General features: G+C 63.1%; 12 protein-coding genes. 4 read left to right on the top strand and 8 right to left on the bottom strand.

The annotated features are described in order from the left end of the window. Positions 1-2 precede the first annotated feature (2 nt). From NKH73_RS00805 to bcoG, 3 genes are read right to left on the bottom strand one after another with little or no spacing between them, the layout of a single operon-like run. On the bottom strand, positions 3-1,100 hold the full coding sequence (locus NKH73_RS00805) for a carnitine 3-dehydrogenase (RefSeq protein ID WP_352926701.1): 1,098 nt from the start codon (positions 1,098-1,100) through the stop codon (positions 3-5). Then, positions 1,097-1,726 (bottom strand): HD domain-containing protein, encoded by a 630-nt coding sequence (locus NKH73_RS00800; RefSeq protein ID WP_352926700.1) that lies wholly within the window; start codon positions 1,724-1,726, stop codon positions 1,097-1,099. The genes NKH73_RS00805 and NKH73_RS00800 overlap by 4 nt, the downstream gene beginning before the upstream one ends. Positions 1,727-1,754: 28 nt before the next feature. After that, complete coding sequence (gene bcoG, locus NKH73_RS00795) at positions 1,755-2,666, bottom strand: 3-dehydrocarnitine:acetyl-CoA trimethylamine transferase BcoG (protein WP_352926698.1); 912 nt, start codon at positions 2,664-2,666, stop codon at positions 1,755-1,757. A gap of 126 nt (positions 2,667-2,792) precedes the next feature. Between bcoG and NKH73_RS00790 the strand changes: the two genes are divergently transcribed. Next, positions 2,793-3,773 (top strand): GlxA family transcriptional regulator, encoded by a 981-nt coding sequence (locus NKH73_RS00790; protein WP_352926695.1) that lies wholly within the window; start codon positions 2,793-2,795, stop codon positions 3,771-3,773. Between the two features lie 6 nt (positions 3,774-3,779). Here NKH73_RS00790 and NKH73_RS00785 read toward each other — a convergent pair whose 3' ends face one another. Continuing rightward, positions 3,780-3,989, bottom strand: coding sequence for a hypothetical protein (locus NKH73_RS00785; RefSeq protein ID WP_352926692.1), 210 nt, complete (start codon positions 3,987-3,989; stop codon positions 3,780-3,782). A 185-nt stretch (positions 3,990-4,174) separates the two neighbouring features. Next, entirely contained in the window at positions 4,175-5,500 is a 1,326-nt protein-coding gene (gene xylA / locus NKH73_RS00780) for a xylose isomerase (RefSeq protein ID WP_352926689.1), read from the bottom strand. A 113-nt stretch (positions 5,501-5,613) separates the two neighbouring features. On the opposite strand from xylA, the gene NKH73_RS00775 reads away from it, so the two are divergent. Next, positions 5,614-5,976, top strand: a complete 363-nt coding sequence (locus tag NKH73_RS00775) for a nuclear transport factor 2 family protein (RefSeq protein ID WP_352926685.1) — start codon at positions 5,614-5,616, stop codon at positions 5,974-5,976. A gap of 38 nt (positions 5,977-6,014) precedes the next feature. On the opposite strand, the gene xylB is transcribed toward NKH73_RS00775, so the two are convergent. Together xylB and NKH73_RS00765 are read right to left on the bottom strand one after the other, a co-directional pair. Further along, a complete protein-coding gene (gene xylB / locus NKH73_RS00770; RefSeq protein ID WP_352926682.1) occupies positions 6,015-7,469 on the bottom strand; it encodes a xylulokinase in 1,455 nt (484 codons plus the stop codon). A gap of 81 nt (positions 7,470-7,550) precedes the next feature. Further along, entirely contained in the window at positions 7,551-8,873 is a 1,323-nt protein-coding gene (locus NKH73_RS00765) for a tetratricopeptide repeat protein (RefSeq protein WP_352926679.1), read from the bottom strand. Positions 8,874-9,099: 226 nt separating this feature from the next. Between NKH73_RS00765 and NKH73_RS00760 the strand changes: the two genes are divergently transcribed. Beyond that, positions 9,100-11,940: an autotransporter family protein gene (locus tag NKH73_RS00760; RefSeq protein ID WP_352926676.1), complete on the top strand. Its 2,841-nt coding sequence runs from the start codon at positions 9,100-9,102 to the stop codon at positions 11,938-11,940. An 87-nt stretch (positions 11,941-12,027) separates the two neighbouring features. Here NKH73_RS00760 and NKH73_RS00755 read toward each other — a convergent pair whose 3' ends face one another. Continuing rightward, complete coding sequence (locus NKH73_RS00755) at positions 12,028-12,651, bottom strand: LysE family translocator (RefSeq protein ID WP_352926673.1); 624 nt, start codon at positions 12,649-12,651, stop codon at positions 12,028-12,030. A 204-nt stretch (positions 12,652-12,855) separates the two neighbouring features. On the opposite strand from NKH73_RS00755, the gene NKH73_RS00750 reads away from it, so the two are divergent. Further along, positions 12,856-13,629 carry a L,D-transpeptidase gene (locus NKH73_RS00750; protein ID WP_352926671.1) on the top strand — a complete coding sequence of 258 codons (774 nt, stop codon included), beginning with the start codon at positions 12,856-12,858 and terminating at the stop codon, positions 13,627-13,629. Positions 13,630-13,632: the final 3 nt, after the last annotated feature.

Here is a 13,632-nt window from a genome sequence, read left to right as displayed (position 1 = left end):
TCTCAGCCTTTCTTCTTTTTCTTCGGCTTTTCAGCTTTGGCCTTCACCGGCTTGGTCGCCTTGGCCTTCTCGGCCGCCTTGGAGGCGGTAGGCTTCTTCGCCGCAAGCTTGGCGAGCTGCTTGGTATAGTCCTTGTGCAAGGCGCCGGCGCCCCAGCCCTTGCCTTTGTTCTGCTTCGACAACGCATCCATGATCGCGACCAGATTGTCGTCGCGGATCTTTTCCAGCTCGCGGATCGACAGTCCATGCGCCTGGTCGTCCGACTGGGTGGCGATCAGGTCGACCAGTTCGTCGTTGAACTCAGGCACATCCATGAGCTTGGTCCACGGCCATTTCAGGCACGGCCCGAACTGCGCCATGAAATGGCGCATGCCGGCCTCGCCGCCGGCGACGCGATAGACCTGGAACATGCCCATCTGCGCCCAGCGCAGGCCGAAGCCATAGCGCATGATGTCGTCGAGTTCCTCGACCGTGCAGATACCGTCCTTGATCAGCCACAGCGCCTCGCGCCATGCCGCCTCCAGCAGGCGGTCGCCGACGAACGCCTCGATCTCCTTGCGGATCACCACCGGCTTCATGCCGATCGAGGCATACATCTCCTTGGCAACCTCGATCGCCTCGGGGAAGGTCTGTTGGCCGCCGACGATCTCGACCAGCGGCAAGAGGTAGACCGGGTTGAACGGATGGCCGACGACCAGCCGCTCCGGATGCTTCTTCATCGCCACCTGCATGTCGGTCGGCTTGATGCCGGAGGTCGACGAGCCGACGATGGCGTTAGCCGGCGCATAAAGGTCGATCTCGGCCAGCACGCGGTGCTTCAGGTCTAGCCTTTCGGGCACGCTTTCCTGGATGAAATCGGCATCGGCGACGGCGTCGGCGATCGTCTTGGCAAAGGTCAGTTTGCCCTCTTTTGGCAGGCCGCCGGGCAGCATCTGCTTGTAGGCGCGGCGCGCGCCTTTCATCACTTCGCCGACCTTGCGCGCGGCTTCGGGGTCCGGATCGAAAATCGACACGTCGATGCCGTTCAAGAGCAGCCGCGCCACCCAACCGGCGCCGATGACGCCGCCGCCGACGGCGGCCGCCTTGGTGATGATGCTCATGCGGAGGCTCCGGTTCTTGTCCTGGCTGTTTTTTGGTCGATCAGAGGCACGCGCTCGCCGGCGCGGATCACGGACGCGTCATAGGCTTTGCGCGCGAACACTTCGAGCACGAAGGGCCGGAAGATGTCGATCGGCAGCGTGTCATACGTCGGGTCGAAGCTCGACTGGTCCCAACGTTCGCAGAACTGGTCGCAATCGTCGAAATAATGATGGCCGGCGAAACGGTCGCGCGCATGAGGATTGCCGCCGAGATGATGCGCGTAATAGAGGCGCTGGAAGTCGCCGTGCTTTTCCACCACCCATGTGCATTGCTCGCGCACGAACGGCTTTAGGATCGAAGCTGCATATTCGTCGTGATTGTAGGGCGCGTAGATGTCGCCGATGTCGTGCAAAAGCGCGCAGGCAATCCAGTCCGTGTCGGCCCCATTGCGCCAGGCGCGCGTCGCCGCCTGCAGCGAATGGCCGAGCCGGGTGATCTTATAGCCGGACAGGCCTTCGTCGAGCTGGACAAGCGCGTCGAGCAGGCGCTCGCCGGTTTTCGCCGCATAGTCGATCTCATGCTCGGTAAGGAAGGCGTAGTCCTCGCGGTCCCCGTCCTTCATCGCAGTGAATTTCACGGTCTTCATCGGCGGCTCCTCCCTACCGATTCCCTGTTCAAAGCGGCGCGCGCTTCGTCAGATTGAGCTTCTTGCGCACTTCATCCGGGCCGATGACCCTTGCGCCCATGTTGGACACGATGCTGACCGCCCGCTCGACCAGCTGCGCATTGGTCGCCAGCACACCCTTGTCGAGCCAGAGATTGTCCTCGAGCCCGACGCGGACATTGCCGCCGGCCAGCACCGCGGCGGCGGAATAGGCCATCTGGTTGCGGCCGATGGAAAACGCCGACCAGGTCCAGCTCGACGGCACGTTGTTGACCATGGCCATGAAGGTGTTGAGATCATCCGGCGCGCCCCACGGCACGCCCATGCACAATTGCACGAGAGCGTCCGGATCCAGCACCTTTTCCTCGACCAATTGCTTGGCAAACCAGAGGTGGCCGGTGTCGAAGGCCTCGATCTCCGGCCTGACGCCGAGTGCCGTCATCATGCCGCCCATGGCGCGCAGCATGCCGGGCGTATTGGTCATGACATAGTCGGCTTCGGCGAAATTCATGGTGCCGCAGTCGAGCGTGCAGATTTCCGGCAGGCACTGGCGGACATGTTCCACGCGGTTGGTGGCGCCGCCCATGTCGGTGCCTTTTTCGTTCAGCGGCAGCGGGTTTTCCGGCGAACCGAACACCATGTCGCCGCCCATGCCGGCGGTCAGGTTCAGAACCACGTCGACGTCTGCCGCACGGATGCGCTCGGTCACTTCACGGTAGAGATGCACGTCTCGCCTAGGTTTGCCGGTCTCGGGATCGCGCACATGGCAGTGGACGATCGCCGCACCCGCCTTTGCCGCATCGATGGCCGAATCGGCGATCTGCTTGGGCGAACGCGGCACATGCGGGCTGCGGTCCTGCGAGCTGCCGGACCCGGTCACGGCACAGGTAATGAAAACCTCACGGTTCATCGCAAGCGGCATGGACTTTCCTCCCAATCAGCACAGACGGTTCCGATCCAACATGGCCCAATCAAACATGGGCCCAATCGAGCAGATGGCAACAATGCCTGACTTGCCGGAAACTGTTTTGCGTTTTACGAAGGGCGTGTGACGAAAAACGAAAAACCGTCGATCTTTCGCGCCGAGCGCTCGCCGCTCAAGGTGACGCTGCTGGTGTTTTCCGGCTCGTCGATCATGTGCGTGGCATCGGCCGTCGATCCGTTGCGCGCCGCCAACCGTATTGCTGGCGAAACGCTATTCGATTTCAGGCTGGTTTCGGTAACCGGCGAGGCGCCGATCACCACATGTGGCCTGCCGGTTGCGGTCAGCGGTCGCTTCGATGCGGCTGAGACCACCGATATGCTTGTCGTCGTCGCCGGTTTCGGCACGCAGAACTACGCAACCGCTGCCCTGCTTGCTGGCCTGCGCCGTGCGGCCCGCGCGGCGCGCGCCTGCGGCGGCGTCGAGGCCGGCACCTGGCTGGTTGCCCGCGCTGGTCTGTTGGAAGGGCGCAGCGCCACCACCCATTGGGAGGACATGGAGGATTTCTCGTCGGCCTTTCCCGGCACCGATGTGCGCCCCGACCGCTACGTCATCGACGGGCCGGTCTTCACCTCCGGCGGCGCCTCACCGACCTTCGATCTAATGCTGCATCTGGTCCGCACCCGGCTCGGCATGGCAGTGGCGCTCGATGTGGCGAGTGTCTTCATCTACGATCAGGCGCGGGCAGCGACCGATGCGCAGCCGCTGGTCTCGCTCGGCCGCCTCGACGGCTACGATCCGCGGCTGGCGCAAGCCATCCGGCTGATGGAAGCCCATGTCGACCAGCCGCTGACCGTCGCCGCGGTGGCAAAGCGCGCTGGGGTGACCGCGCGAACGCTGGAAAGCATCTTTCGCAAGTCGATCGGCGAGACGCCGGGCGCGTATTATCTCAGGCTGCGGCTGGGCGCCGCGCGCCGGCTGGTGGTCGACACGCGCGTGGCCATGGCCGATATTGCCGGGCGGACAGGATTCTCGTCCGCCGCGGCATTTTCCAGGGCGTTTTCAAGAGCATTCGGCGAAGCACCGGTGAGGCTGCGCCGGAAATAGTCGGGATTAGGCAGCGTCCTGGCGGTCGCTTTTGCCGTCGATTTGCGAGCGCATCTGTCTCGCAAGATGGATCTCGAAGCGGCTGGCGACCGCGCGATCCCATTCGTTTGCGCTCCGCGCACCTTGCTTCGGGTGCGGCAGCGCCATCAGCCGGTCGATGATCGATCCGGCTTCGCCAGATGAGAGCAGGGCGTCGATTTCGCGTTCGTGCTGCATATCGTTTCGCCTCCTTCTTCCTGTTCCCGCCACGAGCCACACTATACGAGGTTCGTGACGGCTGTTTGAAGGCAAGAGCGAGGCGATTGAGGGGCGGTGCGAGGCAAAACCTTGTCGTCGGTTCCGCCCTCGCGCAATGCTGTTTCGGCCGGCGGATCAGTCAGGAAACCCGCCGGTACGACACTTCAGACATAACGATTGACGATATTTTCGAGCAGTTCCTGGCGGCCGGATCTGGGCTGCGGCTCGATCTTTTTCTTGACGACACGCTCGGCGATTTCCTCCAGCGTGCGCTTGCCCGAAAGCATTGCCTTGGCCTCGGCGGAGTTCCAGCCGGCATAGCGTTCGGCCAGTGGTCCCGACAGCGCCTTGTCCTCGACCATGCGCGCGGCGGCCTTGAGGCCGCGTGCGCAGCAATCCATGCCGCCGATATGCGCGATCAAAAGATCCTGCGGATCGAGCGACTGACGCCTGAGCTTGGCGTCGAAATTGGTGCCGCCGGTCTTGAAGCCGCCGGCCTGCAAGACATGATAATAGGCCAGCGCCATCTCCGGCACATTGTTGGGGAACTGGTCGGTGTCCCAGCCCGACTGGTAGTCGTTGCGGTTCATGTCGATCGAGCCGAAGATGCCGAGCGCATTGGCCAGCGCCAGCTCATGCTCGAAGGAATGGCCGGCCAGGATCGCATGGCCCTGCTCGATGTTGAGCTTGACCTCCTTCTCAAGTCCGAAGCGTTTCAGGAAACCGTAGACCGTGGCGACGTCATAGTCGTACTGGTGTTTTGTGGGCTCCTGCGGCTTCGGCTCGATCAGGATGGTGCCCTTGAAGCCAATCCTGTGCTTGTAGTCGACGACCAGGTTGAGGAAGCGGCCAGCCTGTTCCTGCTCGCGGGCAAGGTCGGTGTTGAGCAGCGTCTCATAGCCTTCACGGCCGCCCCACAGCACGTAGTTCTCGCCTTTCAGCCGCTTGGTGACGTCAATGCAGTGTTTCACCGTCGCTGCCGCGTAGGCAAACACATCCGGATCGGGATTGGTGGCAGCCCCCGACATGAAGCGGCGATTGGAGAACAGGTTCGCTGTCCCCCAAAGCAGCTTGACGCCGGTCTGCTTCATCTTCGTTCCAAAGTAATCGGCGATCTCGTCGAGCCGCGCGGCACTTTCGGAAAAGTCTTTTCCTTCCGGCCGCACATCGGCATCGTGGAAGCAGAAGTAAGGCGCACCCAGCAGCGAAAACATCTCGAAGGCGACATCGGCCTTGAGCTTGGCCAGTTCCATCGTGTCGGTGCCGCCGGCCTTGGCAAACCATGGCCGCTCGAACGTCTGTCCGCCGAACGGGTCGCCGCCCGGCCAGGCAAACGAATGCCAATAGGCCACCGCAAAGCGCAGATGATCCTCCAGCCGCTTGCCGGCAACGACTTCATCGGGATTGTAGAACCGGTAGGCCAGCGGATTGGTCGAATCCGGCCCCTCATATTTGATCGTCTTGATGTCACCGAAAAAGCCGCTGGTCATGATTGTCCGTCCTCTCGCATGTTTCTGTCCTGATTACCTCAGGCGTAATTGGTTTCACGTTGGCGTTGGGTGAAAAGGGTCATGTCAAAGCCACTCAACAACGGAGACAGACCATGACCGACCTCAACACGATCGCCCAGAACTACATCACCGCCTGGAATGAGAGCGACGCCGCGCGCAGGACCGCCTTGCTCAAGGCGGCCTTCACCGAGGACGTCAGCTATCGCGATCCGATCATGCAGGGCGACGGCCATGCTGGCGTCGCCGCACTGATCGATGGCGTCCAGCAGCGTTTTGCCGGCTTCCGGTTTTCGCTGAGGGGCAAGCCGGACGGATTTGGCGACACGATCCGCTTCTCGTGGAATCTCGGACCGGAAGGCACTGACTCCGTCATCGAAGGCACCGACATCGGCGTCATCGAGAATGGCCGCCTGAAAAGCGTCACCGGCTTTCTCGACAAGGTTCCGGCACAGTGAGGCCATCTCGGCGGGCCGCGGTGCGGGTGGGAAGCCACTCACGCCGTGGCGCCTTTTATGGCCGGGTAGAGTGCCCGGTAGCGCTGATAGGCATCCGCATAGGCGTCGCTCAGCGCAGCGACCGGTTCGATGGTGGCATCCGTGGCCGGCGCCGTGCACACTCTGAGCGGATCGGCGCCCGTCGCCGCGATCAGCCCGAGCCGGGCCGCCCCGAAGGCAGCGCCGAAATCGCCGTCGGCGGGAATGTCGACGGGCAGGCCGAGCGCGGTGGCTATTGCCTTGAGCCAATAGAGGGAGCGCGAGCCGCCGCCGATCGCCGTCACCCGCGTCAGCGTCGTGCCGGCTTTGGTCAGGGCTTCGAGACTGTCGCGGAAGGCGAAAGCCACGCCTTCCAGCACGGCCTGGGTCAACACGGTGCGGCTGGTTTCATGCGCAAGCCCGGTAAACGCGCCGCGAATGGCCGAGTCGTTGTGGGGCGTGCGCTCGCCGGAGAGATAAGGCAGGAAGGATACGCCCGACGGCGCCTTCAGCGTATCGCCAAGTTCGGCGGTCAGCTCGCCGGGGCCTTTCCCTGATATTTCCGACAGCCAGTTAAGCGAATCGGTTGCCGACAAAATGACGCCCATCTGGTGCCAGGTGTCGGGCAGCGCATGGCAGAACGTATGCACCGCGCTTTCCGGATTTGGCAGATAGGACGCGTTGGCGGCGAACAGCACGCCCGACGTGCCGAGCGAGACGAAGGCCTGGCCCGCTCCGACCGTGCCCATGCCGCAGGCCGAGGCCGCATTGTCGCCGGCGCCGCCGGCGATCGGGATGCCGGCCTGCATCCCCCACTTCGAGGCCAATTCGCTGCGCAAGGCGCCGGCCTTCTCAGTGCCTTCGACCAGCGACGGCATCTGCTTTTCGTCGAGCGACGTCGCGGAAAGCAGGTCGGGCGACCAGCTCCGCTTGCCGACATCGAGCCAGGACGTGCCGGCCGAGTCAGACATTTCCGAAATATGCTCGCCGGAGAGCCAGAGCCGCAGGAAATCTTTTGGCAGCAGGACCTTTGCCACCTTGGCGAAAATATCAGGCTCGTTGTTTTTCACCCAGACCAGCTTCGGCGCGGTGAAACCGGGGAAGACGATGTTGCCGGTGAGCTTGCGAAAGCGCGGATCGGCGTCGAGCTTGGCCGCCTCGGCATGGCTGCGCGTGTCGTTCCACAGGATGCAGGGGCGCAGCACATGATCGCCGGCATCGAGCAATGTAGCACCGTGCATCTGGCCGGACAGGCCGATGCCCTTTACGGCAGCGAGCTGCCCTGGATGGGAGGCCTTGAGCTCGGCGATCGCTTCCTCGCAGGCGCGGATCCAGTCGGCGGGGCGCTGCTCCGACCAGCCGGGGTGCGGCCGCGAGACGTCGAGTGAAGCATGGCCGGAGCCGATGACGGTCTGCCCGCCATCGATCAAAAGCGCCTTGACGCCCGACGTGCCCAGATCGAGGCCGAGATACATGGTGTCCTCCCAATGTCATTAATTTTTTCGGATCTCGAAAAAATCTGACTTGGCAGTTTTTAAGACAAGATCCGCCTCCGGTCAATTCTCCGACAAATCGGCCGCCCGCCGCGAGAGCAGTGCCGACAGCGGACTGTCCGGCCGCGCCAGCGCGCGTTCCGCGGCAAGCGCCCTTGTCAACGCATGGTCGCCGGAACGCAGCGCCGCCTCGATCAGCGTCAGGTCGATGACGTCGCGTTGCGCATGGCTGCCGCCGAAGCGGTGGGCGATCGCCCGGATTGGCCGGATCAGGCGTACCGTCTCGGCATAATTGCCGTCGCCGAACGCTTTGATGGCGAGCGTCAAGGGATGGCCGACGTCCCGGGTGAAGACGGCGTTGTCGTCATTGCCGTGCATGGCCTCGCGCTGCGCCTCAAGCAACGTGCGAAGCGGCGCTTCTTGGCCGGCGCCGACGAAGGCCATCGTCGCGTGGGCATCGTTGAAGGCGTAGTTGCCGCCGCCGGTCTTCGCCCAGTTGGCGGCGAGCGCCGCCCAGCGGTCACCGACGTCGACGCCGCCGAGATGCAGCCGCCACAGGATCGCCGAGGCATCGACCATGTTGAGCGCCAGCGTCGATCGCTCGCCATAGATCGGCCCGTCATAGAGCGCCAGCACCTCGTCCGTCTCGCCAAGATCGTAATGGAACAGCGCCAGATGCCACCAATTATGCACTTGCAGGAGGCTCTCTTGTGTCCACGCTTCCGGGTTGGCGCGCATCCACAAAATGCCGTCCTTCTGGCGGCTCTGCATCTCCATGACATGGGCGACGGCGTGCTGCGCCCAGCCATCGCGGGGCTCGATGTCGACTGCCATGCGGCCAAGCCTTTCGGCGCGTGCATAGTCGCCCATTTCCTCCAGCCCGAAGGCCTGCATGCCGAGTATCGCGTGGTAGCCGGGCATGCCGCTCTGCCAGGATGGCAGCGCGCGGCCGATGCGGTCGCGCAGCATGCGGGCGTTGCCGGTGAAGAAATCGATCTGGTGCCCGGTCTGCAGCGCCAGGGCATCGAGAGGGAATTCGATAGCGAGGTCTTCGAGGATGCGGGCGGCTTCATGCCAGCGCCCGGCGGCAAGATGGCCGAGCGCTGCGACATGCGCCCGCTCGCGCGTCGTCGCGGCAAGCTGCACCGCCGCCTCATGGCATGTCCTGGCCACGGCCGTCGCGTCGCGCTCGGTGGCGAGGCCGAAGAGATAGCCTTTGAACACATGGGCCATGACGAATCCGGGATCTACGGCGATGGCGCGGTCGACCGAGCCGACCGGATCGCAGACGAAGCATTGCAGCTCGCGGACAGCCTGGCTGTAGGACGAGAACCCGGTGTCGGTTGCGCCCGAAAATGTCAGGCCGAATGCGTCCCTGACTGCCATGTCTTACCCGTCGATGACGACACAATTCCGGAGGTTTCAGCCAATCTTAGAGCATCCGCGGCAGGCGCGCCAACGAGAAACCTGGACTAATCGTTCCATGCCTATCCGAGCGCCTTTGCAGTTTATCAACCATGAGCCAAAGATTAGTCTTTGTAAAACCGAGCGGATTATGGCTTCATTGCGACATCGGGCAGGGGCTTGAAATAGCGAATCGGGAGGGGACGCAATGCGGCACCAACAAACCAAGCTGCCGGGCGGCTGTTCAGAGCGCGTCGACACGACGGTTGCTTTGCTGCGGCGAAAGCCATTTTATTCGCGTGCGCGGTTCATTAGTCTTTTTGCAACTACGTCGCTGGCGTTCTTGCCCAATTCTGTGGCCTTCGCCGCCTGCATGCTGGTCCCGTCTGCCGGAAACGACATTTTCACTTGCGACAGCGGTGATTCGGGCGGCAGCCTCACCGATATTGCCGGCAACAACACGCTGACTTTTCCCGCCGCCGGCACCGGGCAGGTGAGCGGGAGCGTCACCTTCGGCGCCGGGACCGACCGTATTGAAATGCAGTCCGGCACCATCACCGGTGGGGTCAACCAAGGCGACGGATCCGATTCCTTCGTCATCGGCGGCGGCACCGTCACCGGCAATGTCCAACAGGGCTCCGGCATCGATGATTTCAACATGAGCGGCGGCCAGATCGGCTCGCTCAACCAGGGCGACGGCCTCGACACGTTCACGATGTCTGAAGGCCGTATCGTCGATTTCTTCGACGATGGTGACCATGCGGTGATGACGGGCGGCCGCATCGGCCGCGTCAACATGAAGCTCGACGACAATGTCTTTGACATGTCCGGCGGCACTATCGACAAGAATCTCGTAACCGGATTCGGCAACGACACGATCATCCTGTCGAACGGCACGATCGGCGGCAATATCAGCGTCAGCGGCGGAACTGACAGCGTGACGGTGACCGGCGGCACGGTCGGTGGTGAAATACGCATGAGCGTCGGCACCGATACTTTCACCTGGGACGGTGGCGGCATCATTTACGGTGCGATCGACTTGGGCGGGGACGCAGATACGGCCTCGCTCAGCAATCTCACTGACGCCAATATCGGTGCAACACCGCAGATCACAGGCGGCGTCGGCATCGACGCTCTCACTTTCGACAACGTAAAGACGGGTGACGTTGCCCGGTTCGACAGTTGGGAAACGATCGATCTCACCAATGACAGCCAGCTCATCTTTGACCAAACGCTGACGCTCGGCGATGCTGGAACGAACACGGGATCGCTCACGGTCGATTCCAGCAGCACCATCTTCGGCGGCGAGGCGAATGGGGGGGTCGCGGCCTTCACCGCCGGGCAGCTCGCCGATGTCGTCAATGCCGGTCGCATCGACCTCACCAATGGTGGCGACAGCGCGACCGACACATTCACCATCGCCGGCAATTATACCGGCCAGGGCGGCCAGCTCTTCCTGAACACGGTGCTTGGCGACGACACCTCGGCCTCCGACAAGTTGGTGATCGACGGCGGAACGGCTTCCGGGACCACTGGTATGAACATCATAAATTCCGGCGGCAGCGGCGACACCACCACGCAGGACGGCATCATGGTCGTCGAAGCGATCAACAACGGCACCACCGGCAGCGGCGCGTTCGCGCTCAACAGCCGCGTCGCCGCCGGAGCCTATGAATATTTCCTGTTCAAGGGTGGCGTCTCGGCAAACACCGAAGACAATTGGTATCTCCGCTCCACCCTCGTCACGCCTCCGGCTGGTCCGCCGCCGGAACCGGCGCCGGCTCCAGATCCGGTAGAACCGCAGGCGCCGCCACCCCAAGCGGAAGAGCCCGAGATCGTTCCTCCTCCGCCGGCGTCCGAATTGCCGGACACTCCGCTGCCGTCCGAGGGAGACGGGACGACGGACCCTACCGATCCGACGCCTCCGGTCGATGTGAGCGATCCCGAACCGGAGCCGCCGCCTGCACCGCCGCCGGCCGAGCCAGCCGAGCCGCCGCCACCGCCTCCCGCGCCGCCCACAACCCCGGCGCCTGTCCCGGGGCCAACGGCCACGCCGCCCACACCCGGCGCGACGCCGGTGATTGCGGATGAGGTTCCGCTCTATCGCATAGAAGTGCCGACCTATGCCGTCGTGCCTCCGGTCGCGCATCATCTCGCGCTGTCGACGCTTGGCACCTTTCACGAGCGTCGTGGCGAGCAGATACTCCTTCACGGCGGCGGTTATCTGCCGGCGACATGGGGCCGGATCTTCGGCCAGAGCACCGAGATGGGGTGGAGCGGCACTGTCGCGCCGAGCTTCGATGGCAACCTCTTCGGTTTCCAGGCCGGACAGGATCTGTTTGGCCGCGAAACCGACAATGGCCATTTCGATCGCTTCGGCTTCTTCATCGGCCATGCCAACATTGATGGCGACGTGAAGGGCCAGGCGCTTGGCTGGAACGATCTCGCCGTCGGCGACATCGATCTCGGCGGCACCAGCTTCGGCGGCTACTGGACCCATATCGGGCCGCAGGGCTGGTATGTCGATGCCGTGTTGATGGGTACCTGGTTCGACGGGGACGCATCATCGAATTCTGGCGAGAGTATCGATATCGACGGCACCGGCGTCACCGCTTCGCTCGAAGGCGGTTATCCGATCGCCTTGACCGATCGATGGACGCTCGAACCACAAGGCCAGATTATCTGGCAGCACCTTTCGCTGGACGATTCCGCGGACAGCTTCTCCTCGGTTTCTTTCGACTCTGACGATGCTGTCACAGGCCGCGTCGGCTTCAGGCTGCAAGGCAGTTATCAGACCAGCGCCAGCCTGATCCAGCCTTACCTGAAGGCCAATCTCTGGCACAATTTCTCTGCCGATCAGACGGTCCATTTCGATGGCGATCCGATCACCACCGAGCTTGGCGGAACCTCGCTCGAATTCGGTGGCGGTATCGTGGCCAACCTCAACGAGAAGCTCAGTCTCTTCGCGACAGCGGACTACACCACAGATATCGATGGCGAGAAGACCGAGATATTCGAGGGCAATCTCGGTCTCAGCATCAAATGGTGAGGCAGGCTAGACCATGATCCCGAAGTGGAAACCGGTTTTCGGACAAGATCATGGTCAACTAAAAGAAAGAGTCTGCCCCATCTTGCTCTAATTACCTGAGCGCATCGCCACCGTGGCGATGCCGGCGCCGACCAGCAGCGTGCCGCCGGTGCGGTTGAAGATGCGGATCGCCCGGGGATTGCGCACGACGTTGCGCGCCCTTGCGGCGATCAGCGCATAGCCGAAAGCGTTGGCGAAGGCGAGCGCCAGGAAAGTCGTCTCGAAGATCAGCATCTGCGTCCAGAAATCGGCATGCCGGTCGAGGAACTGCGGCAGGAAGGCGACGAAGAAGGTGATGCTCTTCGGGTTGAGCGCGGTGACCAGCCAGGCATGCGCCATCATCTTGGCCGACGACACCGCATCGAGGCGCGGCTCCGCCTTGAGCGTGCCACCGGCGCGAAACAGCTTTACGCCGAGATAGATCAGATAGAAGGCGCCGATCACCTTCAGCACCGTGAACACGGTGGCCGACGCCGCCAGCAGCGCGCCGATGCCCAGCATCGACAGTGTCATCGCCGTGAAGTCGCCAAGCGCCACGCCGACCGCCATCGGCAGTGCCGTGCGCCAGCCCTGGCCGAGCGCATAGGACACGACCAGAAGTATGGTCGGGCCGGGAATGACAAGAAGGATCGTCGAGGCCGCGACAAAGGCGGCCCAGTTTTCGAAGGACATGCTCGTCTCCTTGGGCTCAAAGAAGAGGATAAATCCTTGACCCGGCGAAGATGTAAAGGGGCAGCATCGAAAACTACGGCACGACCGTTCGGCCAGGAGTTAAGGCAGGGCAAGACGTCTTCACGCTTTTTCAACCATGATTGGTGAAAATGCTATTCATCCGGCCGGACCGTGTTTCCCGCCGATAGCGTAGGGTTTGGGTACATGCGTGAGTTGCCGCAACGTCTGAAGCCGCCGTGCAATGGCGACGCCGTCGAAATCGAAATTTCCGAAAACCAGCTTTCCCGCCGCGCCGTGTTGTCCGGCGCCGGGGCGCTGGCGCTGCTCGGCGTTGCCGGCTGCAGCCAGACGCTCGATTTGCCATCGCTGCAGCTCGACGGCGTCACCACCGGCGCGATCACCCCTATCCGCCCGAGCATCAGCGTCGACAAGAACATCACCAGCCCTGGTGTGATGTATGCCTCCGTCACCGACGGCGGCTTCACGCTGCCGGAAGTGCCCTACCTCAAGGTCAAGCCGGAGTTCCGACGCCAGATCGTCGTCGACCCGACCGGCGAGCAGCCTGGCACCATCGTCGTTCATTCGCAGGAGCGGCTGCTCTATCTGGTGCAGCCCGGCGGTGACGCGATCCGCTACGGCGTCGGCATCGGTAAGGAAGGCTTCCGCTGGTCCGGTCGCGCCAACATCCAGTACGGCAAGGAATGGCCGACCTGGACGCCGCCGGCCGAGATGATCGCCCGCAAGCCGGAACTGGTGAAATGGCAGGGCGGTCAGCCTGGCGGCCTCGACAACCCGCTCGGCGCGCGCGCCCTTTACATCTACCAGAACGGCCAGGACACCGGCTACCGCATCCACGGCTCGCCCGAATGGTGGAGCATCGGCCAGGCTATGTCGTCGGGCTGCGTTCGCCTGATCAACCAGGACATCATCGACCTCTACAGCCGCGTCTCCAGGAAGAACCCGGTCGTCGTCGTCTGACAT

It is taken from the genome of Mesorhizobium sp. M0938, from assembly GCF_040319125.1.
Classification (GTDB): Bacteria; Pseudomonadota; Alphaproteobacteria; order Rhizobiales; family Rhizobiaceae; genus Mesorhizobium; species Mesorhizobium robiniae.
This window is presented reverse-complemented; position numbering and strand designations above follow the sequence as displayed.